This window comes from Limnothrix sp. FACHB-881, from assembly GCF_014698135.1.
Lineage (GTDB): Bacteria > Cyanobacteriota > Cyanobacteriia > CACIAM-69d > CACIAM-69d > CACIAM-69d.
On sequence record NZ_JACJSN010000004.1, the window covers coordinates 118,259 to 140,642 of the forward strand.

Here is a 22,384-nt window from a genome sequence, read left to right on the forward strand (position 1 = left end):
GATCGCGGTGATTACCCTTGCGAGTCCTCGTTTCAGCCTCTTTTCAGCAATTCCTATATAAACAATCAACCCAATCAACCCCCTATTCAATTCCGATGGAAGCACAGCGCACCGCCCAAACCCTTGCCGCCGTCCAAAAGCTCTACGATACCTATCCGTTTCCGCCAGAACCCCTGTTGGATGAACCCCCGCCGGGCTATAACTGGCGCTGGAATTGGCAAGCGGCGCATCAGTTTTGCACGGGCAGAAAGCCGGAACGCGCTGATATTCGAATTTTGGATGCGGGTTGCGGTACGGGTGTGGGCACTGAATATTTAATGCATCTGAACCCGGAAGCCAAGATCACGGCGATCGACCTGAGTTCAGAGGCGTTGGGCGTGGCTCGGGAACGGTGTCGGCGGACGGGCGATCGGGTTCGCGGAGGCGATCGCGTAGAATTCCGACACCTCAGCCTTTACGATGCCCAGGAAATTTCCGGCAAATTTGATTGGATCAACTGCGTTGGCGTGTTGCACCACCTGCCCGATCCGGTGCGAGGCATTCAATCCCTGGCCGCCAAGCTAGCTCCCGGTGGCCTCATGCACATTTTTGTTTACGGGGAACTGGGTCGTTGGGAAATCCAGTTGATGCAGCGAGCGATCCGCCTGCTCCGTGAAAGCCCTACGGGCCCGGCAGATTCCAATCCCTATCGTGATGGTGTTCAGATTGGACGATCGCTATTTGCGGCCTTGCCCGAAACCAATCGGTTGGTGCGGCGGGAACAGGAGCGCTGGTCGATGGAAAACCAGCGGGATGAGTGTTTTGCAGACATGTATGTCCATCCCCAGGAAGTGGACTACAACATCGACACCCTCTTTGAATTAATTGAGGCTTCGGGTCTGGAGTTCCTGGGCTTTTCCAATCCTGATTACTGGCAGCTCGATCGCCTCTTGGGCAGCAATCCGGAGCTGATGGCGCGAGCCGAGGGCTTGAGCGATCGACAGCGCTATCGCCTGGTGGAATCGCTGGATCCCGAAGGAGCCACCCACTACGAGTTTTGGTTAGGTTGCCCGCCGGTCAATCGCCTCACCTGGGAAGACTCCAGCGCCCTGGCCGCGGCCCTACCGAGCCTGAATCCCTGTATGGATGGCTGGCCCAGCCGTTGTCTATTTAATCAAGACTATCGGATTGTCAGCTTGGACGATGCTACGTTCCAGTTTCTCAGTGCCGTGGCCGCCAACGAAACCGCTGACCAACCCCAGTCGATCGCCCAACTCCTGAGCCAGCAGCCGGGCTTCACCCTCGAAAACGTGCGATCGTTGCTTGATCAGCGCCTGTTGTTGCTGACTCCCCAACGCTAATTCAATCCCTAGCCAACCACCCGCTAAATCCGGGCGCAGTCAAAATAGCTCCCCCCAGCAACCTCGCCCATTTCCCGTGAAAAACGCGCAGCACCTGCGTGGTACAATCGCACCTGGCTTAGGGCCGCCGGGCCAGCATTCAACAGCCAGGAGTTTGCAACCGATGGACTCTCCAACGGTCGAACCAGTCACCGCCATGCCGGAAGTTTCTCCCGAAGCGATCGAGGGCACTTCCGAAAACGGCGCAGCCATGGAGGAATACTACAAACTCCAACGGGAGCTATTAATCGGCTCCTTGGTTGTATCCCTGGTGATTTTTCTGTCTGTTTGGGCCACCTACAGTCTCAACACTGCCCTGAGCTATTTGCTGGGAGCGCTGGTGGGCATTGTATACCTGCGAATGCTGGCCAAAGATGTCGCTACCCTGGGTAATGGCAAACAGCAATTGAGTAAAACTCGGCTAGCACTTTTTGTAGCCATTTTTCTCATTGGTGCTCGAGTTCAGCAACTTGAGCTGTTGCCAATCATCCTTGGTTTTCTGACCTATAAGGCTGCTCTAATTTTCCACACGTTGCGCGCGATCGCAAAGCCCAACCCTTAGGCTAATTGCGAGAGCAATCTCGTCAAATGCCTATGCAAAACAGCGTTGCTATGTTCGATCTTTTTTCAAACATTCCGTTCTCTCCGCTAGCAGAACTGGAAGTTGGTCAACACTTCTATTGGCACATTGGCAACTTCAAGGTACATGGGCAAGTTTTCCTTGCCTCTTGGATTGTCCTAGGGCTACTGATCGTTACTTGCATCTTGGCAACTCGTAACATTCAGCGAGTACCGTCGGGATTGCAAAACTTCATGGAATATGCCTTGGAGTTTATCCGCGACCTTACCAAAACCCAAGTGGGCGAAAAAGAATATCGAGCATGGGTTCCCTTTGTTGGCACCTTGTTCCTATTCATTTTTGTGTCGAATTGGGGTGGTGCACTCATTCCTTGGAAACTCGTTGAGTTACCGTCTGGTGAATTGGCTGCTCCTACCAACGACATCAACACAACGGTTGCCCTGGCACTGACCACATCGGTCGCCTATTTCTATGCAGGATTGAGCCGAAAAGGGTTGGGTTACTTCGCCGATTACGCGCAGCCGACCCCGATCATGGTTCCCTTCAAAATCATTGAAGACTTTACCAAGCCGCTGTCGTTAAGCTTCCGTTTGTTTGGTAATATCCTAGCGGATGAACTTGTGGTGGCTGTACTGGTCTTCCTGGTTCCCTTGTTCGTGCCCATTCCGCTGATGGTTTTGGGGCTGTTCACGAGTGCAATTCAAGCCCTGATTTTTGCAACTCTGGCGGCATCCTACATTGGTGAAGCAATGGAAGATCACCACGGCGAGCATCACGACTAACGACCCCATTTTTAGGGGTTGTGAAACGGAGTCGTGAAAGCATCAATTGGGGATTGTTTCCCTTCTAATTACAAGACTCTCAACAACAATTCAAGGACGGACTACGACAATGAATCCTACGATTGCTGCTGCTTCGGTTCTGGCTGCTGCTCTGGCTGTGGGTTTGGGTGCAATTGGCCCCGGTATCGGTCAAGGTAATGCGGCTGGTCAAGCTGTGGAAGGGATTGCTCGTCAACCGGAAGCAGAAGGCAAAATCCGTGGCACCTTGCTGTTGAGCTTGGCGTTCATGGAAGCTCTGACGATTTACGGTCTGGTGGTGGCACTGGTGCTGCTGTTCGCTAACCCCTTCGCTTCGTAAATTTGGTTTTCGGCTTTTGCGAACGAGTTTTACCTGAGGCGGCGAAAGGTGCTTGCTTGATGCGAAAGCCTTTTGCTGCCCCAACTCGCGAAAAGGGGCTGTCAACCATCTGCTGGGAGTAAGCGAAATGCTATACGCACTCGTACCAACGCTGTTGGCAGCGGAGGCAGAAGGGGGTCTGTTTGACCTTGATGCCACCCTGCCCCTGATGGCAGCGCAGTTTCTAATTTTGGCTTTGATTTTGAATGCGGTTTTGTACAAGCCCCTGGGACAAGCCATTGACCAACGGGCCGACTACATCCGTGGCAAGCAACTGGACGCACAAGAGCGCCTGGAGAAGGTGAAGTCGTTGACGGCGGACTATGAAAAGGCTTTGGCGGAGGCCCGCCGTAAGTCTCAGTCCATCGTAGCGGATGCCCAAGCGGAGGCGCAAAAACTGGCGGCTCAGACGGTGGCAGACGCACAACGACAGGCCCAATCGGAGCGGGAAGCGGCTCAACAGGAGATTGACAGTCAACGGCAGACGGCTTTGGCTGCCCTGGACGGTCAAGTGGCGGGGCTGAGCCGTCAGATTGTGCGGAAGTTGTTGGGTTTTGAGTTGGGATGAGGTTGTGATGACGAACATGTTTTTGGGTTCGATCGCCCCTCATCTGTTGGCCCATGGATCGTTCGGGATTAACACCGACATCCTGGAAACCAATGTGATCAACCTGGCGATCGTGTTGGGGGTTCTGGTCTACTTTGGTCGTGGCTTCTTGGGTAACCTGCTGGGAACCCGGAGAGCGGCGATCGAAGAGGCAATCACCGAAGCAGAAAAGGCGCAAGCGGAAGCGGTGAAAGCCTTGGAAGAGCAACAGCGCAAACTGGCTCAAGCCCAGGCGGAAGCAGAGCGAATCACTGCTGAAGCAAAGGTTGCGGCTGAGCGGACGAAGGAAGCCATTTTGGCGAAGTCCACTCAGGATGTGCAACGGATGCGCGAGGCCGCTTCCAGTGACTTGGCGGCTGAGCAAGAGCGTGTGATTACGCAATTGCGGCAGCGGGCTGTGGCCGCAGCGCTGGAGCAGGTCAACGACCAATTGCGCTCGCGCTTGAATTCGGATCAACAGCGGGATTTGGTTGATCGGAGCTTGGCCCTGATTCAAGGGGGAGGGAACTAACGATGCAAAGCAGTTCAATGATCGCCAGCATCGCCGAGCCTTACGCGCAAGCTTTGATGACCTTGGCTCAAAAGGAAAGCTTGGTGGAGCGTTTTGGCGAGGATGTGACCTACCTACGAGGTTTGCTAGCAGCCTCGGATGAGCTGGGCGCTCTCTTGGCTAACCCGTTTGTCAAGGCGGACGATAAGAAGTCTGTACTCGATCGCCTGGCGGGTGAAACTCTGCACCCGTTGACGGCGAACTTTTTGAAACTCTTGGTCGATCGCAAGCGGATTGCGCTGTTGGATTCGATCGCCCAGAAATATCAAGACCTGCTGCGCCAGTTTACGAATACGGCCTTGGCGGAAGTGACTTCTGCGGTGGAACTGACAGAAGAGCAACGCCAAAGTGCCATTGAGCGGGTGAAACAGCTCACCGGGGCCGCCAGCGTGGAACTGGTGACGAAGGTCGATACCGATTTGATCGGCGGCGTGATTATCAAAGTCGGCTCGCAAGTGGTCGATGCCAGCCTGCGTGGTCAATTGCGACGCATGGCGCTGACTTTGGGCGCGATCTAGCTCTGTTTGTGAGCAAATCCCGAGGGCCGCAACCAAGATAAGCACCCCAAACGCTGGAAACAACGTTGAAAACTAGGAGTCGCAGACCGTGATTGCAATCAGACCGGACGAAATCAGCAGCATTATTCAGCAGCAGATTGAGCAGTACGACAAGGATGTCAAGGTGGCCGACGTGGGCACCGTGCTGCAAGTGGGTGACGGGATCGCTCGTATCTATGGCCTGCAAAATGCCATGGCTGGTGAGCTGCTGGAGTTCGAGGACGGTACTGTGGGTATCGCACTGAACCTCGAAGAGAACGATGTGGGTGCTGTGTTGATGGGTGACGGCCTCAACATCCAAGAAGGCAGTACCGTTCGTGCCACCGGTAAGATCGCGGCGATTCCGGTGGGTGATGCGGTTGTGGGCCGGGTTGTGGATGCGCTGGCTCGCCCGATCGATGGTAAGGGCGACATTGCCTCCTCGGAAACCCGTCTGATCGAATCGATGGCCCCTGGGATTATCGCCCGGAAGTCCGTGTGCGAACCGATGCAAACCGGTATTACGGCAATTGACTCGATGATTCCGGTCGGGCGTGGCCAACGGGAGCTGATCATCGGTGACCGCCAAACGGGTAAGACCTCGATTGCGATCGACACGATCATCAACCAAAAGTCCGAAGATGTGATTTGCATCTACGTGGCGATCGGGCAAAAGGCCTCCTCCGTGGCCCAGGTGATCGATGTACTGAAGGAATCGGGCGCGCTGGACTACACCATCGTAGTGGCCGCCAACGCCAACGCCCCCGCTACCCTGCAATACTTGGCCCCCTACACCGGCGCTGCCATTGCTGAGTACTTCATGTACAAGGGCAAGGCTACCCTGGTGGTTTACGATGACTTGTCCAAGCAGGCCCAGGCTTATCGCCAAATGTCCCTGCTGCTGCGTCGCCCGCCCGGTCGGGAAGCTTACCCCGGCGACGTGTTCTATCTCCACAGCCGCTTGCTGGAGCGCGCCGCCAAACTGAGCGATGAGTTGGGTGGTGGGAGCATGACGGCTCTGCCGATCATCGAAACCCAAGCCGGTGACGTGTCGGCCTACATCCCGACCAACGTGATTTCGATTACCGACGGTCAGATCTTCTTGTCCGCTGACCTGTTCAACTCGGGTCTGCGCCCGGCCGTGAACGCTGGTATCTCCGTATCCCGCGTGGGTTCGGCTGCCCAAACCAAGGCCATGAAGAAGGTGGCCGGTAAGGTGAAGCTGGAACTGGCTCAATACGACGACTTGGCTGCTTTTGCACAGTTCGCCTCCGACTTGGATAAGGCAACCCAAGATCAGTTGGCCCGTGGTCAGCGTCTGCGGGAACTGCTGAAGCAGCCCCAATACGCACCTCTCGGTGTGGAAGAGCAAGTGGCGGTTATTTACGCCGGAATTAACGGCCATTTGGATGAAATTCCGGTCAACCTGATCACCAAGTTTGTGGCGGGTCTGCGGGATTACCTGAAGAATAACAAGGCTGGCTATGGTGAAGCTGTGCGCAGCACCAAGCAACTGACGGAAGAGGCGGAAACCCTGCTGAAGGAAGCGTTGACTGAGTACAAGCAAACCTTCTTGGTTGCTCAGTAATCATCGCGAATCAAGCGATCGCCTAGGGGCCTCTACCCCGGGCGATCGCGCCCCCTAGCGACTCAGGCGACTCAAAGGACTCCACAGCTATGGCAAACCTCAAGGCAATTCGCGACCGAATTCAGTCCGTTAAAAACACTAAAAAAATTACTGAAGCCATGCGCTTGGTTGCCGCCGCAAAGGTGCGCCGAGCCCAAGAGCAGGTAAACAACACCCGCCCCTTCGCCGATCGCCTGGCCCAAGTGCTCTACGGCTTGCAATCGCGCCTCAAATTTGAAGACGTAGATCTGCCACTCCTGCGGCAACGAAGCATTAAAACCGTAGGTATTTTGGTGGTTTCAGGCGATCGGGGCCTGTGTGGTGGCTACAACGGTAATGTGATCCGTCGGGCCGAGCAACGCAGCAAAGAGCTGCTTGCTGAAGGGGTCAACGTCAAAATGATCGTGGTGGGTCGCAAGGCAAACCAATACTTCAGCCGCCGGGGTCATGACATCGCGGCTGTTTATGACGGTCTAGAGCAAATCCCTAGCGCGTCGGAAGCATCGCAAATTGCAGACGAGCTGCTGTCGCTGTTTCTCTCGGAAGCAGTCGATCGCGTTGAACTGGTCTACACCAAATTTGTATCGCTGATTAGCTCCCGTCCCGTAGTCCAAACCCTGCTGCCGTTGGATCCGCAAGGTTTGGAAGCTTCGGATGACGAGATCTTCCGGCTGACGACCCGTGGCGGACAATTCCAAGTGGAGCGTGAGCGGGTCGATTTGCCCACCACACCCTTGCCGCGCGACACCATCTTTGAGCAGGATCCGGTACAGATTCTGAATGCGCTCTTGCCGTTGTACCTGAACAACCAACTGCTGCGGGCCCTGCAAGAGTCCGCCGCCAGCGAGTTGGCTGCTCGGATGACTGCCATGAGCAACGCCAGCGAGAACGCCAAGACCCTGATTGGCAGTTTGACCTTGACTTACAACAAGGCACGGCAGTCCGCTATTACCCAAGAAATCCTGGAAGTGTGCGGTGGTGCTGAGGCGCTGCGCTCCTAGGGATTGGCTAGGGATTCGAGAGAAGAACCATGAGCACGACCTATCAGGTTGAAATTCAGCACGAAGGGCAAACCCACGTCCTGCAAGTGGCGGATGACACGCCCATTTTGACGGCGGCAGCAGCGGCGGGGCTGACGCTTCCCAGCTCTTGCAATGCGGGGGTTTGCACGACCTGTGCTGCCCGCGTAGTGGAAGGGACGATCGAGCCAGGCGACAGCATGGGCTTGAGTCCGGATTTGCGCACGAAGGGGTTTGCGCTCCTTTGTACCGCCAAGCCCCGTTCTAACCTCAAAATCCAAACTGGTTGTGAGGATGAGGTTTACGAACTGCAATTTGGTCAATTCCAAAAATAAATTTGGACTTGGGAAAACTTGGCTGTTGGGCGATCTCTGGATCGCTCGATTCAAACCGAAATCTGCAAAGCATCAGGTGCAAAATCTTGACCCTAGATTTTGATTCGCCTGGTGTTTTGTCTTTTCGGCAGTTGAGCGATCGGGACAGAAATCACAGACTCGGAACGGCCCTCAAAGATTAGCTGTCTGAGGAAGGATGTTAAAAACTGTTAATCCAAGCGAGGGTCAACGGGCTTCATGCCTGAGAATAAGTGTTGATTTGCCGGGGAGGACACCGAGTGCGGTCTCAGGACTGTCGCTGGTGGATTTCGAGCTAAGGGTTAAACGACCTGGCTTAGAAAATTTCTCGTTGCTCCCGCTGCCTGAGCAATCGCAGCGATGCTAGTCGTTTCCTCGGTGGAAGCCCCAATCTCCAGTCAAAACTTTTTTCCTTTCGGAGGAGTTTATTCAATGAGTATCGTCACGAAGTCAATCGTGAATGCCGACGCTGAGGCCCGCTATCTCAGCCCCGGCGAACTGGATCGCATCAAGGCTTTCGTGTCCACCGGCGCTCAACGCCTGCGCATTGCCCAAATCCTGACCGATGCCCGTGAGCGCATCGTTAAGCAAGCCGGCGAACAACTGTTCCAAAAGCGCCCCGATGTGGTTTCGCCCGGCGGTAACGCTTACGGTGAAGAAATGACCGCAACCTGCCTGCGCGACCTGGACTACTACCTGCGTCTGGTGACCTACGGCATCGTGGCTGGCGACGTGACCCCGATCGAAGAAATCGGTTTGGTGGGTGTGCGCGAAATGTACCGCTCGCTGGGTACCCCGATCGACGGCGTGGCTGAAGGCGTGCGTGGCATGAAGGCTGCTGCTGCTGGTCTGCTGAGCGGCGAAGATGCAGCTGAAGCTTCGGCTTACTTCGATTACGTGATTGGCGGCTTGAGCTAAGACCTGGGTTCTCCCTCGCTAGCTTGACTTGCTTCGGCTTTAATGAAAGCCATTTCCTTGCAAAACCGACTTATTCAAAAACGATCATGCAAGACGCAATTACCTCCGTCATCAACTCCTCCGACGTTCAGGGCAAGTACCTCGACTCGAGCGCTCTGGATAAGCTGAAGAATTACTTCGCTACCGGCGAACTGCGCGTGCGCGCTGCTAACGCGATCGGCGCTAATGCTGCCACGATCGTCAAGGAAGCTGTTGCTAAGTCGCTGCTGTACTCCGATGTGACCCGTCCCGGCGGCAACATGTACACCACCCGTCGCTATGCTGCTTGCATCCGCGACCTGGACTACTACCTTCGCTATGCCACCTACGCCATGTTGGCTGGCGATCCTTCGATCCTCGATGAGCGCGTGCTCAACGGCCTGAAGGAAACCTACAACTCCTTGGGCGTGCCCATCGGCACCACCGTGCAAGCAATCCAAGCCATGAAGGAAGTGACCGCCGGTTTGGTGGGCTCTGACGCTGGTAAGGAAATGGGCGTGTACTTCGACTATATCTCCTCGGGCTTGAGCTAAACAACAAATGGCTTGGCTGAATTTCGACTCACCGGGTTGATGGTTGTGGTTTCCCCTGTTGGGTTGAAATGAGTGAAGCCACGGGGTCTGGGATAGTTGCTGAACGCTCAAAGTTGCATAGGCTCCGCGATCGCGTTGTCTGGTTAGCTTTGGGGGCAGCACGGCTCAGACCTCGTTGTTTAAGGACTTGGTCTGAATTTTGGTCAGATTTGTCGTTGAAGTCACAAAGGTTTCTCGCCATGCGGATGTTTAAAATTACGGCTTGCGTGCCGAGCCAAACGCGAATTCGGACGCAGCGCGAGCTGCAAAACACCTTCTTCACGAAGCTGGTTTCCTACGACAACTGGTTCAAGGAACAGCAACGCATCCAAAAGATGGGTGGCAAAATCGTGAAGGTCGAGCTGGCTACGGGCCGCCCGGGCACGAATACGGGTTTGCTGTAGATTGGCAAACTGTGAACCGCCTGATCGGTTCCTTCTGTCCTTTTGGGGGCGGGTGGATCGATCGAGTCGGTGACCCAACCCTCAGTCATTTTTGGAATTGGCACACCAATTCCGAACTCAGCCGATCGCGAGTGACAAGTGAGCCTGCCTACGGGTAGCTGAAACTTGTGGCTCGCGATATTGTTTTGAATAGGTATTTTGCATCAGCATTGTTTGAAGTCAGCAGCACTTGGCCTCCGCTGGTGGGGTTGCTTCCTGGTTGTCTTTGCCCCTTGAGGTTGCCTGCAATCCATGGCCCAACGTCGCCCCCTTGTTTGGAGTGATTGGCTCACACAGTTCCGAACCTCCGTGGGGTGGTCGGCAGTGGGCTGGGCCGACGAAGCCCGTTGGTTGCGTTGGCTCACCTTCTTTTGGCTGTTTGTGGGGTTTCTGATTTTGCTATCTGCTTCCTACGCCAGTGCGGAAGCCACGGAAGGAGACGGTTGGTACTACTGCAAACGGCAATTACTGTGGATTGCGGCGGGCTTGGTGGGATTCCAAACGGCCGTTTCCCTGCCCCTGCGTTACGTGCTGGCGATCGCCCACTGGGGATTGCTAGTCACCCTAATGCTGATGTGGGCGCTGCTGGTTCCTGGTCTTGGCCGATCGGCCAACGGAGCCGTTCGCTGGATTGAAATTGGGGTCTTGCCAATTCAACCCTCGGAACTCCTAAAGCCCTTTTTAGTGCTGCAAAGTGCCCGCATTTTGGGTCAGTGGGAACGGTTGACCGATCGCCATCGCTGGTTTTGGCTGGGAACCATCGGTGCAGTGTTGTTGGGGATCTTGTTGCAACCCAATCTCAGCACCGCAGCGGTTTGTGGGATGACCGTTTGGCTCCTGGCGCTGACGGCGGGCTTGCCCTATGCCTATCTGCTCAGCGCGGCAGGAGGTGGGCTGGTTTTAGGGTTAATTAGCATCAGCCTGCGCACTTACCAGCAGCGGCGAATTGCCTCCTTTCTCAATCCTTGGGATGACCCCCTAGGCATTGGCTATCAATTGGTGCAAAGTCTCCTGGCGATCGGGTCGGGGGGCTGGTGGGGGACGGGGTTTGGCCTCTCGCAACAAAAATTAGCCAGCCTGCCCATCCAGTTCACTGACTTTATCTTTTCAGTGTTTGCGGAAGAGTTTGGCTTTGTCGGTTCCCTACTGTTGTTGACTCTATTAGTCGTTTATGGTGCATTGGGCCTGCGAGTGGCTGCCAATGCGAGCGATCGCTCCCTGCGACTGGTGGCCGTCGGTGCTGTGTTGCTGCTGGTGGGCCAAGCCCTGGTGAACATTGGCGTGGCAACTGGTGTGCTGCCAACTACAGGACTGCCGTTTCCCCTCATGAGCTATGGCGGTAGCTCGATTATTGCCAGTCTGTTTCTAGCGGGGTTGCTGATTCGGGTGGCCCGCGAAAGCAGTGCGGCCACGGTGGTTCCCCTCGATCGCCGCCGGCCCCGTCGGCCTTAAAGACGCACCGCGATTTGTACTATCCCCGTAAAGGGAACCGGGCGATCGTATCAAAAAATACTCGTGTTCTACCGATAGTTAACAGCCATGACCATGCTGCATGATTGTTGAATGGCGTACAGACTGAAGCCACCAAAAGTTCAGAGCTACTCTCACTTTACGCGATCACTGACTTGATAGTCACTGACCTCACGAAAGAGTGAGCTGAACTCAGAAATTCATGAAAAATTTAACGATTTTGGGTAACTGCAAAGCGCCTTGAGTGAAGACTGTTAACGAGTTTTTAGTCAAACAATTTTCCTTGAGCGGGCATAGTTGCGATTCAATAGCTCGCTGAAAGCAACTTGAATGCCGTTTAAAGCAACTCAAAGCTAATAGGCTCAAGTTTTAAATCTCAAATCATCAATCGCCCCAATCATCAAAATCAGTCAAACATCAATCAAAAATAGTACAGCACTCATCAGCTATGAGCCAAACAAATTGCATGAAATGAACCGTCTTGAATAACAGTTGCTAGATCCTTGCTTGACGCTTGATCACTAATTTCCTCCTTCCTCTTTGGATTGCTGTCGATGTTATCTTCTTCTGGGCATCCCGCCAAAGCCGACATCTTAATTGTGGATGACTTGCCAGACAATCTCCGTCTGCTGTCTTCCATGCTGGAGACCCATGGCTATCGCGTTAGAAAGGCAATTAGTGGTCGATTGGCATTAAGTGCTGCTCGCTTGGCTGCACCAAATTTAATCCTTCTGGATGCTTGTATGCCAGATTTGGATGGATATGAGGTTTGTCGTTATTTAAAAGATGATCCTCAAACTCGTCATATTCCTGTTATTTTTATTAGCGCTTTAGATCGCCCAACCGATAAGGTTCATGCCTTTGAAGCCGGTGGAGTTGACTATATTACCAAACCTTTTCAGGTTCAAGAAATTCTGTCGCGAATTGAGAGCCAACTACGGTTGTATGCCCTTCAGGAAGAATTGCGCTCGGCTAATCGTCGCCTGACTGAGCAGAATGAACTGCTACACAAACAAATTGTTCAGCGCCAGAAAGTTGAAATTGAAATTCGGCTGTTGCTGGCGGCTTCCCAGGCGATCGGGCGAGCCTCGGATTTTGATGCATCCCTCGAAGCCATTTTGCGGCTGACTTGCCAAACCATTAAGTGGGATTGTGCAGAAGCCTGGGTGCCAAATGCCCACGGGACGGCGCTGGAGTGTAGCCCCAGTTGGTATGCCAGTGACCCATCTTTTCAAGCCTTTCGCCAAGCCAGTTTGCAGCTTCAGTATCGATCGGGAGAAGGAATGCCCGGCCGAGTTTGGGCCCAGCGCCAGGCGGAATGGCTGGAGGATTTGAGCTATCCGGGAATTTTTGCCCGTTCAGAGCTGGCCGCTAGTGTCGGTTTGCGATCGGCCTTTGCGGTTCCCATTTTGGATGGCTCCCAGGTTTTGGCGGTCTTGATGTTCCTGCGGCGACAGGCCTCGACCCTCGATAACAAAATTTTGCATCTGTTGGAGGCGGTGGGGACTCAGGCTGGAGCCTTGATGCAACGAAAACAGGCAGAACAGGCCCTGCGGGACTTGGCCCGGCGCGAAACCGCGATCGCCCGAATCATCACCCGAATGCGGCAATCCCTGGATCTGGATGAAATTTTTCTGGATACAACCGATGAGCTACGGCGGGCCCTGCTCTGCCATCGAGTGGTGATCTATCGGTTTAATCCAGACTGGAGCGGTCAATTTTTGGTGGAGTCTGTGGCCGATGGTGTGCAGCCCTTGGTTAGTCCGAGCGGAGTCACCAAGGATGTGGATCACTTGAATCCCGCCCTGTGCCACAAAACTTGGCAACTGACCCAAGGCGGCCCCTTCAACTTGGGAGCCAGTTATGTCAGTGCCAGCGATGTGGAGCAGGCGGATTTGGCGGACACCTGTTTGGAATTGCTCGATCGATTGGCGGCCAAAGCCTTTATTTGTGTACCCATTCATTGTGGACGGGAACTGTGGGGAGTCCTGGGAGCCTATCAAAATGAACGCCCCCGCACTTGGAGCGAATCAGACATCAAAATTCTGGTGCAAATTGGAGCACAACTGGGAATTGCTGTTCAACAAACCCAATTGGTGCAACGTCTTCAACACCAGTCCACGGAATTGCAATTGGCAAAAGAATTAGCCGATTCTGCCAACCGAGCCAAAAGCCAATTTCTGGCCAACATGAGTCATGAAATTCGGACTCCTTTGAATGCGGCTTTAGGCACAACTGATCTGCTGCTACAAACGCCCCTAAACCTGGAACAGCAAGACTTAGCCCGAATCTTAAAAACCAGCGGCGAGCACCTGTTGTCGTTAATTAATGACATTTTGGATTGGGCAAAAATTGAAGCTCGGGAAGTACAGCTAGAGTCCATTCCCTTTGATCTAAATCAATGTATTGAAACCGTCGATCACCTCCTGCGGCCCCAAGCCCAAGCGAAAGGATTAACGCTTTTGACATTGCTGGATAGTAATGTGCCTTGGACGGTGGTAGGTGACCCCACAAGACTGCATCAAATTTGCATTAACTTGGTGGGTAATGCCATTAAATTCACGGATCAAGGACAGGTGGTTTTTCAAATGTCTTTGGAATCCCAATCAAACAAGATGGTGATAATTCACTGTGAGGTGCGAGATTCGGGGGTGGGGGTCTTGCCGGAGCATCGTCACAAGCTGTTTCAGTCTTTTTCGCAGGTGGACGCTTCCACAACCCGTCGCTATGGGGGCACTGGGTTGGGGCTGGCCATTTGTCGGCAGTTGGTGGAACTGATGGGGGGAGAAATTGGCTACGAGGCCAATGTGGGCGGGGGCAGTACGTTTTGGTTTTCAGTGCCCTTGCAGCGCCAGGCGTTGACGGATGAGGTGGAGCAATGGTCTTTTTTGCGCCAAGAACGGTTGCTGTTGGTGGATACGGATCCCCGCCAGCAATTGTTGATTGGTTCTCAGGTGCGGGCTTGGGGTGGGCGTTTGGATCGTGTGTCGGCGGATGAGGTGTTTGGGGCGATCGAGACGGCCAGCTACAGCGAAAACCCTTACACGATCGCCCTTGTGAATTTGGAAGATTTGGATTTGACTTGGGAACCGTTGCAGCGACAAATTCAGCAGCAACCGGCCTTGGCCGCTTTGCACTGGATTCTGTTGCTGAAGCCAGAAGCGCGATCGCTGGGCCATCAACTGGTGGTTCAGGGGGTGATTAAGCATTACCTGACGATGCCGATTTTGGTTTCGCAACTGCTGGATGCGTTAACGGCGGCGGTGCGTCACGAGTCACCAACTTTGCCTGCGGTGCTGGAGTCGCCCACGGTGGCTGAGCGTGATGGGCGATCAGCGGCGCGATCGCTCCATCCCCTGGTGCGGCCGGTACATTGCAAGATTTTGGTGGTGGAAGACACGCCCCTGAATCAACAAATTGTCTTGCGGCAGCTCAAGAGTTTGGGTTGGGAGAATGTGACCTGTGCTGACAATGGCCAACAGGCGCTCGATCGACTGCTGCGCGAGCCGTTTGACTTGGTGTTGATGGATTGCTTGATGCCGGTGATGGATGGCTATCAGGCCGTGCAACGGTTACGGGCGGAAGCGGGCCCCAATCGGGATGTGACGGTAATTGCCATGACGGCCAATGCTTTGGCTGGGGCCCGGGAGGAATGTTTGGCGGTGGGCATGAATGACTACATCAGCAAGCCCATTAGCTTGGCGGGCTTGGCGGCGGTGCTCGATCGCTGGGTGATTCCCATGAGTCGCAATTTGCATACGGAAGGCGACTTGCCCCCGACGGAACCGACTCCCAAGCCAATGCTGAGCGCTGGAAATTCCGCTTCTGAGTCAGCGCCGCCGATCGATCGGGAACGGTTGATGGAGATTTCCATGGGCGATCCGGAAGTGGCCCGTGAAATTCTCAGTATTTTTGTGGAGGGCATTCCGGAATATCTGGAAGCCCTCGATCGGGCGATCGAAAGCCAAAACATCAAGGAAGTCTATCGGCGGGCCCACCAAATTAAAGGTGCGGCGGCCAATGCTGGCGTTTTGGAAATGCCGGATTTGGCTTGCCAACTCGAAACCAATGCCCTGGCCGATCGGCTCGATCGGGCTGAAATTTTGTCAGCTCAACTACGGGATGTGATGAATCGCGTTTGTGCCTATACTCAGCAGCTTGATCAAATCGATCAAATCGATCAAATTCAGGCCACCCCATCCCGACGTTGAACCGTTGATTAACCCTGTAAACCTCGACGCTGGCAACTGAAAACGAATGAAACGTTAATTCAGCCCCCCGTGGCGAGGGCCGAGCTAGTACCGAATGTGCAAAGTAACCGTGGCTTGGATCGTCTGCTCACCGGCCACCACGGGGGTGCTGGCGGCGGAGTCGGCCACGCCTCGCAGCATGGGGCTGGGGATCGACATCATCGCTCCCTCTACCTGAATGCCCATCACTTCCTGCCGAGTTAGCCCCAAGGTTGCCAAAACCGCATCGGCCTGGGCTTGGGCATCACGGGTTGCTGCTGCCAGGGCCCGATTGCGGGCCGCGTTGTTGGTGGCATCATCGATCGTGAACTGCACCCCATCCACACGGGTGGCTCCCGCTTTCACGGCCGCATCCATGAGCGCTCCGGATTCGGTGGCGGCAATTTCAAAGCTGACCGTGTTGGTGGCCACAAAGCCCACGGGTTTGCTGTTGTTGTCGTAATAGGGGCTGAGATAAACGCCCGTGGTTTGCAGCTTTTGGACATTGCGACCCCGCAGCAGCGCCACCACCGCGCTCGATCGCTTGGCCATTTCCGCTTGGGCCGCTTCGGCGGTGGCGGCCCGGGCTTCCACCCCCAGGCTCACGCGGGCAGTGCTGGCGCTGACCAGTTCACTGCCTCGGCCCGTAACGGACAGGATTCGATTGAGCCGCTCTTGGGCTTGGGCAGGCAGAGCAGCGGCGATCGCCACAATCATGCCCAGCCCGATCGCCCCCAAGCGCAAACCAACGGCTGTTTCAAGGCGGGGAGATCTGTGGGAATTCAGCAAGCGCATCATGGCAAGGGTTAGCCATCCCTAGGGATGGGGTTCAATGGGTTCGTCGCCGCCAACCCCGATCGCCGTGTCCTGAATCGTCGCGCCTGTGAGGGTTAAGTCCAGCATCGACGCGCCGGTCACGTCCACGTCATTGAGGGTGGCGGCTGTGAGGTTTACCCGATCGAGCCTCGCTTGGGTCAGGATGGCATTGGTTAAGAATGTGCCGGTTAAATTAGCGTCTGTTAGGTCAGCACCGGTCAGATCGGCCCCTTCCAAGTTAGCGTTGGTTAAATCAGCCCCCCGCAAATTGGCATGGCGCAAGTCAGCCCCAATCAGGTGTGCTCCTTGCAGGTTTTGCCCCGCCAAGTTGGTCGCCGCTAAATTACAACCACCACAGAGGCCCGTTGCCAAAAGTTCTTTGAGGTCAGTGGGAGCCGTGGTTGCAGCGGGCTCCGCCGCCGCCCGCGAACCTACCGCACCGAGGAGCGCCGCTGCCAAGACGACACCACTAAGCCAACGCAGATGCCGATCGGTCATCACTCCTCCTGCTTGCCCCGTGGAATGGGTTCTGGCAATGGTGAGCCGGGGGCAAGAACCTTTACTCTGAGCCTAGCGCGATCGCCCTGATCCCTCCGTGATCGGAGATGAATCTTAGGATTTAGCCATCGATAGCAATCTGCGAATTTGGCAAACTGAATTTTGCAGAATTCAAGACGATCGTTTAGGTTTCCGTCGCGGCAGGCGTTGGGGGTGAGGCGATCGGGACAGTGGCTTGCAATTGCGCGATCGCCTCCAGCATTTCCCGCTCAAAGGTCACCTGGGCCCGATTGGTGCGACCACCCACATAGAGCGATCGACCCTCTTGCAACAGCCAGATTTGTGAGTGGGAAAAATAGCTCATCACCACGCCCACCATCAGCAATCCAAAGCCCAAGTAGACGATCGGGATGCTGGGATCCGCCTTGATCTGTAGCCCCGTGCTGCCAATCAAGTCATCCACGGCCAAGGTGAGGGTACGATCGCCCAGGGTAATTGGGGTCGATCGGCCCACCCGCGTGGTGGCGATCGGGCGGCCCGTCGCGTCATAGATCAGCACCGCCCCTTGCAAATCTCGCGCCAGCAGCGAAACCCCCTCGCTCAAGTCCGGTTTGGTGGGAACCCAAGTGCCCCAAATCCGGCCCGCGCCCGGCAGGTTCAGCTTGCCCATGGGTAGCTGAATCGATGGACTGTTGTTGATGCGTACCTTCACCGCTGCGATGCCCCAGTCGGTTTGGTACATGGTCACCCCTCGGTAGCGCAGGGGTTGATTCACAAAAATAGTTTGTCGATCGCGCTCTTGACCCGCTTGATCCAACACCGACAAATCTGAATAAAACTGGTCGATGTTGCCGTCCGGTAAATATTCAATCCAGAAGCGATTAACCTTCACAGACCAATCTCGGGGCACATTACCCGCCGCCAAAGGGCCGCCGTCAATAATATTGGTGACCTGAAACGTTTGGCCGCTGGGAATCATTTCTTGGGCAATGAAACCAGTGAGCGCACCAATAATGCCGCCCAATAACACAATCAACATCCCCGCATGGACAATAATCGGCCCAATGCGGCCCACAATCCCCTTGCGTGCATACAAGCTGCTGCCTTCCGCAAAAACTCGGTAACCTTTGGCTTGCAAGAGAGGAGTGGCCGGGGCGATCGCGCTGCTGGCTTCCCCCAAGTCCAACCGGGCACTGAGGGCCAATTTCTCAAACTGTCTGGGGGCCCGGTAATAACTCCAATGTTGGGCAGCTTTTAGGGCTGGCCATTGGCGCAGGGCAGTGCAGGCGGCCAAGCTCGTGCCAAACAGCACCAACAGCCCCAAGTACCACCAGGTGCGATAGACGGTGTTCAGCCCCAAGGCCAGCAGCACTTTCCAGCTCAGGAAGCCAAACAGGGCCGGATCCTCTGGATAGTTTGCTTGATAGAACTCTAAGCCCTGGCCCTGCTCAATGACCGTGCCAGTGATGCTGGCCACTGCAATCACCAATAACAGGACGATCGCTAACCGCAGGTCAGCAATGATGCGCACCCCTGCGCGCCACCAGCTCCGCCCGATCGCCCCATCCAGGGGAGTTTGCTGCAATCCGTCATTTGCATCCATGGTTTTTGCCCTGACCTCAGTACTTTGGTCTTCCCTTAATTCGCCCTAGTGTGCCGATCCTGATGATTAGCGCATGATTAGCGCTGTGTTTTTGACCCTAATTCCCTAGCGTCTCATGGGGCTGGCAATCCGTTGACTGGCAATCCGTTGGCTATTCACCCTAGCTGATCGGCAACCGACTGAGCAGCGAAAATACGCCGAATCCCACCAATAACGCGCCACTGGTGGGCACAATCCAGCCCGATCGACTCCGCAGCGCCAACAAGCTCTTCAAAGAGGCGGCAAACGTGCCCACCAACACCAACGGCGACACATAGCCGATCGCATAGGCCAACAACAGACCCCCACCCGCGATCGGGTCGCGAGTGGCCGAAACCCATGCTAACAGTGCCGCTAAAACAGGCGTGCTGCAAGGGGAAGCCGCCAGCCCAAACGTTAGCCCCACCAAGTAGGATCGCAGCGATCGGGGAACCCCCGTCGGCACAGGAATCAATTGTCCCAGGGATGGAAACTGAAAGGGCAACACCTCCAGCAGATTCAGCCCCATCACGATCGCCACCCCGCTCACCAGCAACGGCAAGCCCCAACCCACCTGGCCATAAACCCGACCAAACCAGGCCGCCGCCACTCCCATCACCGCCAAGGTGGTGGCCAAGCCCAGGGCAAACCAGAGGGATTGCACCGCTGCCGCCCAGCGCGATCGCCCATCGGCAGGTTCCGACTCGCCTGAGGTGTCATACCCCCCGAGATAGCCCACCGCGATCGGCAACATCGACAACATACAGGGGGTCAAGCTGGTGAGCAGGCCCGCCCCAAGCGTTACCAGCGCACTCCCCAAACTGGGATGAGCCAACTGTGCTTCCACCAACGCCGTGGCCCACTGTGCCAGGTGATATAAACCCGTTTGTACTGATTCCCACACCTGCGATCGCCCTACTTGTTCAGGAACTGGCTGGTTTGCCCTGGCCCAATGGCATGGCCCCATGGCATAGCCCTATGGTTTACAGGATTAATTTTAGGGGGTGGATGGAAATTGCCGATCGCCCCAGTTGCCCACCGCTCGGGTTAATCAACGGCTTCGCTAGCTAGTCCAGCAACCAATCTATCAATCCCACCGGTTCCCAAATCAACACCACCCAACTCAGCAGATACAGCCCGATCGGCAACAACCGGTAGCCCACCGCCCCTCTGGACTCTGTTTTGGCCCAGTAGCGCCAATGGGCAAAAATCGCCACTGCCGTCAGCACAAACCAAGGAATCAGGCTCAGAACGGTAAACCCCAGGGCCAAGCTTGCTGCCTGCAACCAAGCTTGATAAGCCGCGTCGTTGTGACCAAACAGATAAGGGTCATTGATCCAAGGCTGTGGCACTTTTCCTAAAATTCGGGTGGCTTGGAGGCAGGCCCCCGCTCCGGTGATCAGTAAGCTGATTGGGGCGATCGCCAAAATCCAGTGAGCCACCGTCATGCCCCGCCGCGCGATCGGGTGCATCATCACGGGCCGCAAATTCAGCCGAGGAAAGGATCGCATCCACTAAGACCCAAAAAAAGTAATCAACTAATCAACAGCAACCAATCGCAATGAACCCAAAAACCAAATAGCACCCAATTACAAAAATCAGTAATCAATCAATAACAATTAACCAATAACAATCGAAAAAAACAGCCAATACCAACCAATAAACAGCAACCAATAAACAGCAATCAACCAATAAAATAGGCTGGCCGGGTAACCCGACCAGCCAGCAAGCTTAGGAACGCGCAGACAAAGCGGTTGCTACTGAACCACCAATTTCACATTGGCATTTTGCAGCCCAGGACGCTTCACCTCCGCCAGCGTCTTATTCACCGCATATTTTTGGTTGATCGAATTGATCAGCTCCGTTTGGTTGTGCTTCTTCGCCACACCCCACAGATCCGCAATCAGATCGTAGGAGCCGTCAGCATTGCGCGACCAGCCCAGGTCATATTCCCCTTCCAGGATCGCAACCAGATCAGCGCGAACCCGTTGGCCGTTATAGCCACGCACATCGGCGCTGGTTTTGGTCTGAATGCCCAGGTCGCACAGGGATTGGCGCAGGATTTCCACATCAGTAATCTTGGTGCGCAGGGTGCTGAAGTGAGACATGAGGGTTTCCTCCTGTGGATGGAAATTGCGTGAACGACAACAACTAGGGGTTCAATGGCAAGCACGAAGTTGGGAGGCTTCGATGCTTGGTTTCAATGCGCTAGCCAACCGGGGTTCCAGATGCTGAACGGGTTGGAACTGGGGGCTAGCCCTCCTCCCGTTGGGAGACGGGAGAAAGCTTGGGGGTCACCACTCCTGGCGGATGTAGTCCGCGACAGCAGCGGCGGCAGGACGGGCACGCTGGCGGGCCCAGTCGCGCAATGCCGTTACCTGCTCGGTCATGGTTCTCGACAGCGGCAGGGTTGCCTTGATCGCTGCGATGATGTCGAGTTGGGTAAACTCGCGATCTTGGGCAAAGGCTTCGTACATGGCCGCGAAGATGGCCTGTTCGATTTCTGCGCCGGAGAAACCATCGGAAACTTTGGCAAGTTGATCCAAATCAAAGCGGGAGATTTCAGAACGCCGCTTTTCGAGGTGGATTTGGAAGATTTCGCTCCGTTCGTCCTGGGTGGGCAAATCGACGAAGAAGATTTCGTCAAACCGGCCTTTGCGCAGGAACTCGCCGGGGAGCCGATCGACCCGGTTGGCCGTCGCCATCACAAACACCGGGGAAGTTTTTTCCTGCATCCAGGTCAGAAAGGAGCCAAAGATGCGGCTGGAAGTTCCTCCATCGGAGTCGGCGGAACCGGCGGAACCGGCGAAGGCTTTGTCCAGTTCATCAATGAACAGGATGACGGGGGAAATCGACTCGGCGGTTTTGAGCACCATCCGCAGGTTCTTTTCCGATCGCCCCACGGTGGAGCCGTCGTAGATCCGCCCCATATCCAGGCGCAGCAGGGGCAAACCCCACAGCCGGGAGGTGGTTTTGGCAATCAGAGACTTACCGCAACCGGGCACACCCAAAATCAGCATTCCCTTCGGTTGGGGCAATCCGTATTCGCGGGCCCGCTCGGTGAAGGCGTTGGAGCGCTGGGTCAGCCACCGTTTTAGCTCTTCGAGACCGCCGACCGATTCGATCGTCTCGTCTTCGTCCATGTACTCCAAAATGCCGTTGCGACGAATCAACTGCTGCTTTTCGGACAGGACGATTTCGACTTCCGATTCGGTGAGCTTGCCGGTGCTCACATGGGCTTTGCGGTAGACCTTTTCGGCTTCGTCACGGGTGAGACCGAGGGCTGCTTTGAGCAGTTTCTCACGGGCGATCGGGCTGAGAGGGCGCGATCGGGTCTCTTCGAGTTGTTCACCCAACACCTGATCGAGTTCGTTCAGGGTGGGCAGGGGGAAATCCAACACCACGACTTCTTTTTCAAGCTCGATCGGGATTTCTTGAACCGGCGACATCAACACGATCGTTTTCTGCATCCCCTTAAACTGGGCGATCGCGTCTCGCAGCCAGCGCTTCACCCCTGGTGAGTCGATGTAGGGATGGAAGTCTTTGAGGATATAGATCCCGGGGTCGCGTTGGCGCACAATCCACTCGATCGCGGCTTCCGGCGAAACGGTGTTGTGTTGCGTCACCGTGCGGGGTTGGCCATATTCCACCACCCCATGGGTCACCGTCCAAACAAACAGACGGCGGGGTTGCGTTTTGGATTGGGCAAGGCGGGCGATCGCCTGTTCAGCGCGTTCCTCTTCATAGGTTAGGAGGTAAACCAGCGGATATTGCGCTCTGACCAGGACGCTTAGTTGCTCTTGCATAACCCTCGACCCATTCCGCTTGAGTTGGACATGCGACGGACTAGCTCAGAGACTGGAAATTGCTCTCCATCTAGCCCAACGTGATTAGCCAAAGTGATTAGTAAGTATCTAGCGAGTCCTGAGCGAAATCCTTAAGGGGCTA

22 protein-coding genes are annotated in these 22,384 nt (G+C 55.3%); 15 read left to right on the forward strand and 7 right to left on the reverse strand.

The features are described from left to right. Positions 1-95: 95 nt before the first annotated feature. From H6G52_RS05770 to H6G52_RS05840, 15 genes are all read left to right on the forward strand, one after another. On the forward strand, positions 96-1,340 hold the full coding sequence (locus H6G52_RS05770; RefSeq protein WP_190527025.1) for a bifunctional 2-polyprenyl-6-hydroxyphenol methylase/3-demethylubiquinol 3-O-methyltransferase UbiG: 1,245 nt from the start codon (positions 96-98) through the stop codon (positions 1,338-1,340). Between the two features lie 163 nt (positions 1,341-1,503). Continuing rightward, positions 1,504-1,941 (forward strand): ATP synthase subunit I, encoded by a 438-nt coding sequence (locus H6G52_RS05775; RefSeq protein WP_234406577.1) that lies wholly within the window; start codon positions 1,504-1,506, stop codon positions 1,939-1,941. 32 nt (positions 1,942-1,973) lie between these two features. Beyond that, the gene (atpB, locus tag H6G52_RS05780; RefSeq protein WP_234406579.1) at positions 1,974-2,741 is read left to right on the forward strand and encodes a F0F1 ATP synthase subunit A; all 768 of its coding nucleotides are present in this window, start codon (positions 1,974-1,976) and stop codon (positions 2,739-2,741) included. 109 nt (positions 2,742-2,850) lie between these two features. Next, positions 2,851-3,099 carry an ATP synthase F0 subunit C gene (gene atpE, locus H6G52_RS05785; RefSeq protein WP_099532136.1) on the forward strand — a complete coding sequence of 83 codons (249 nt, stop codon included), beginning with the start codon at positions 2,851-2,853 and terminating at the stop codon, positions 3,097-3,099. Between the two features lie 127 nt (positions 3,100-3,226). After that, positions 3,227-3,706 (forward strand): F0F1 ATP synthase subunit B', encoded by a 480-nt coding sequence (locus H6G52_RS05790; RefSeq protein ID WP_190527027.1) that lies wholly within the window; start codon positions 3,227-3,229, stop codon positions 3,704-3,706. 7 nt (positions 3,707-3,713) lie between these two features. Then, entirely contained in the window at positions 3,714-4,256 is a 543-nt protein-coding gene (locus H6G52_RS05795; protein ID WP_234406580.1) for a F0F1 ATP synthase subunit B, read from the forward strand. Between the two features lie 2 nt (positions 4,257-4,258). Beyond that, positions 4,259-4,813 carry an ATP synthase F1 subunit delta gene (gene atpH, locus H6G52_RS05800; RefSeq protein WP_099532138.1) on the forward strand — a complete coding sequence of 185 codons (555 nt, stop codon included), beginning with the start codon at positions 4,259-4,261 and terminating at the stop codon, positions 4,811-4,813. 88 nt (positions 4,814-4,901) lie between these two features. Beyond that, positions 4,902-6,419 (forward strand): F0F1 ATP synthase subunit alpha, encoded by a 1,518-nt coding sequence (gene atpA / locus H6G52_RS05805; RefSeq protein ID WP_190527029.1) that lies wholly within the window; start codon positions 4,902-4,904, stop codon positions 6,417-6,419. 89 nt (positions 6,420-6,508) lie between these two features. After that, complete coding sequence (locus H6G52_RS05810) at positions 6,509-7,459, forward strand: F0F1 ATP synthase subunit gamma (RefSeq protein WP_190527031.1); 951 nt, start codon at positions 6,509-6,511, stop codon at positions 7,457-7,459. 29 nt (positions 7,460-7,488) lie between these two features. Continuing rightward, complete coding sequence (locus tag H6G52_RS05815; RefSeq protein ID WP_099532141.1) at positions 7,489-7,812, forward strand: 2Fe-2S iron-sulfur cluster-binding protein; 324 nt, start codon at positions 7,489-7,491, stop codon at positions 7,810-7,812. 450 nt (positions 7,813-8,262) lie between these two features. Next, positions 8,263-8,748 carry an allophycocyanin subunit alpha gene (gene apcA / locus H6G52_RS05820; protein ID WP_099532201.1) on the forward strand — a complete coding sequence of 162 codons (486 nt, stop codon included), beginning with the start codon at positions 8,263-8,265 and terminating at the stop codon, positions 8,746-8,748. An 86-nt stretch (positions 8,749-8,834) separates the two neighbouring features. Beyond that, positions 8,835-9,320 (forward strand): allophycocyanin subunit beta, encoded by a 486-nt coding sequence (gene apcB, locus H6G52_RS05825; protein WP_099532143.1) that lies wholly within the window; start codon positions 8,835-8,837, stop codon positions 9,318-9,320. A gap of 239 nt (positions 9,321-9,559) precedes the next feature. Beyond that, positions 9,560-9,763, forward strand: a complete 204-nt coding sequence (locus H6G52_RS05830) for a phycobilisome linker polypeptide (RefSeq protein ID WP_099532144.1) — start codon at positions 9,560-9,562, stop codon at positions 9,761-9,763. A gap of 291 nt (positions 9,764-10,054) precedes the next feature. Continuing rightward, positions 10,055-11,254 (forward strand): FtsW/RodA/SpoVE family cell cycle protein, encoded by a 1,200-nt coding sequence (locus H6G52_RS05835; protein ID WP_099532145.1) that lies wholly within the window; start codon positions 10,055-10,057, stop codon positions 11,252-11,254. Positions 11,255-11,826: 572 nt separating this feature from the next. Continuing rightward, positions 11,827-15,483 carry a response regulator gene (locus H6G52_RS05840; protein WP_190527033.1) on the forward strand — a complete coding sequence of 1,219 codons (3,657 nt, stop codon included), beginning with the start codon at positions 11,827-11,829 and terminating at the stop codon, positions 15,481-15,483. Between the two features lie 84 nt (positions 15,484-15,567). Here H6G52_RS05840 and H6G52_RS05845 read toward each other — a convergent pair whose 3' ends face one another. The 7 genes from H6G52_RS05845 to H6G52_RS05875 form a co-directional block, all read right to left on the reverse strand. Next, positions 15,568-16,299, reverse strand: a complete 732-nt coding sequence (locus H6G52_RS05845) for an SIMPL domain-containing protein (protein WP_234406581.1) — start codon at positions 16,297-16,299, stop codon at positions 15,568-15,570. 18 nt (positions 16,300-16,317) lie between these two features. Beyond that, complete coding sequence (locus H6G52_RS05850) at positions 16,318-16,815, reverse strand: pentapeptide repeat-containing protein (protein ID WP_190527035.1); 498 nt, start codon at positions 16,813-16,815, stop codon at positions 16,318-16,320. 184 nt (positions 16,816-16,999) lie between these two features. After that, the gene (locus H6G52_RS05855; protein ID WP_370567677.1) at positions 17,000-18,400 is read right to left on the reverse strand and encodes a cytochrome c biogenesis protein; all 1,401 of its coding nucleotides are present in this window, start codon (positions 18,398-18,400) and stop codon (positions 17,000-17,002) included. A 178-nt stretch (positions 18,401-18,578) separates the two neighbouring features. Then, positions 18,579-19,340, reverse strand: coding sequence for a cytochrome c biogenesis protein CcdA (locus H6G52_RS05860; protein ID WP_190527180.1), 762 nt, complete (start codon positions 19,338-19,340; stop codon positions 18,579-18,581). A gap of 163 nt (positions 19,341-19,503) precedes the next feature. Then, on the reverse strand, positions 19,504-19,947 hold the full coding sequence (locus H6G52_RS05865; RefSeq protein WP_190527039.1) for a hypothetical protein: 444 nt from the start codon (positions 19,945-19,947) through the stop codon (positions 19,504-19,506). Positions 19,948-20,193: 246 nt separating this feature from the next. Beyond that, entirely contained in the window at positions 20,194-20,544 is a 351-nt protein-coding gene (locus tag H6G52_RS05870) for a DUF1257 domain-containing protein (RefSeq protein ID WP_099532151.1), read from the reverse strand. A 186-nt stretch (positions 20,545-20,730) separates the two neighbouring features. Continuing rightward, entirely contained in the window at positions 20,731-22,242 is a 1,512-nt protein-coding gene (locus tag H6G52_RS05875) for an AAA family ATPase (protein WP_099532152.1), read from the reverse strand. Positions 22,243-22,384: the final 142 nt, after the last annotated feature.

What these genes read in the sequence shown, in the direction of transcription:
- H6G52_RS05770 (WP_190527025.1), top strand. Translation starts at nt 96, where the DNA reads ATGGAAGCACAGCGCACCGCCCAAACCCTTGCCGCCGTCCAAAAGCTC.
- H6G52_RS05775 (WP_234406577.1), top strand. Translation starts at nt 1,504, where the DNA reads ATGGACTCTCCAACGGTCGAACCAGTCACCGCCATGCCGGAAGTTTCT.
- atpB (WP_234406579.1), top strand. Translation starts at nt 1,974, where the DNA reads ATGCAAAACAGCGTTGCTATGTTCGATCTTTTTTCAAACATTCCGTTC.
- atpE (WP_099532136.1), top strand. Translation starts at nt 2,851, where the DNA reads ATGAATCCTACGATTGCTGCTGCTTCGGTTCTGGCTGCTGCTCTGGCT.
- H6G52_RS05790 (WP_190527027.1), top strand. Translation starts at nt 3,227, where the DNA reads ATGCTATACGCACTCGTACCAACGCTGTTGGCAGCGGAGGCAGAAGGG.
- H6G52_RS05795 (WP_234406580.1), top strand. Translation starts at nt 3,714, where the DNA reads ATGACGAACATGTTTTTGGGTTCGATCGCCCCTCATCTGTTGGCCCAT.
- atpH (WP_099532138.1), top strand. Translation starts at nt 4,259, where the DNA reads ATGCAAAGCAGTTCAATGATCGCCAGCATCGCCGAGCCTTACGCGCAA.
- H6G52_RS05810 (WP_190527031.1), top strand. Translation starts at nt 6,509, where the DNA reads ATGGCAAACCTCAAGGCAATTCGCGACCGAATTCAGTCCGTTAAAAAC.
- H6G52_RS05815 (WP_099532141.1), top strand. Translation starts at nt 7,489, where the DNA reads ATGAGCACGACCTATCAGGTTGAAATTCAGCACGAAGGGCAAACCCAC.
- apcA (WP_099532201.1), top strand. Translation starts at nt 8,263, where the DNA reads ATGAGTATCGTCACGAAGTCAATCGTGAATGCCGACGCTGAGGCCCGC.
- apcB (WP_099532143.1), top strand. Translation starts at nt 8,835, where the DNA reads ATGCAAGACGCAATTACCTCCGTCATCAACTCCTCCGACGTTCAGGGC.
- H6G52_RS05830 (WP_099532144.1), top strand. Translation starts at nt 9,560, where the DNA reads ATGCGGATGTTTAAAATTACGGCTTGCGTGCCGAGCCAAACGCGAATT.
- H6G52_RS05835 (WP_099532145.1), top strand. Translation starts at nt 10,055, where the DNA reads ATGGCCCAACGTCGCCCCCTTGTTTGGAGTGATTGGCTCACACAGTTC.
- H6G52_RS05840 (WP_190527033.1), top strand. Translation starts at nt 11,827, where the DNA reads ATGTTATCTTCTTCTGGGCATCCCGCCAAAGCCGACATCTTAATTGTG.
- H6G52_RS05845 (WP_234406581.1), bottom strand. Translation starts at nt 16,299, where the DNA reads ATGATGCGCTTGCTGAATTCCCACAGATCTCCCCGCCTTGAAACAGCC.
- H6G52_RS05850 (WP_190527035.1), bottom strand. Translation starts at nt 16,815, where the DNA reads ATGACCGATCGGCATCTGCGTTGGCTTAGTGGTGTCGTCTTGGCAGCG.
- H6G52_RS05865 (WP_190527039.1), bottom strand. Translation starts at nt 19,947, where the DNA reads ATGCGATCCTTTCCTCGGCTGAATTTGCGGCCCGTGATGATGCACCCG.
- H6G52_RS05870 (WP_099532151.1), bottom strand. Translation starts at nt 20,544, where the DNA reads ATGTCTCACTTCAGCACCCTGCGCACCAAGATTACTGATGTGGAAATC.
- H6G52_RS05875 (WP_099532152.1), bottom strand. Translation starts at nt 22,242, where the DNA reads ATGCAAGAGCAACTAAGCGTCCTGGTCAGAGCGCAATATCCGCTGGTT.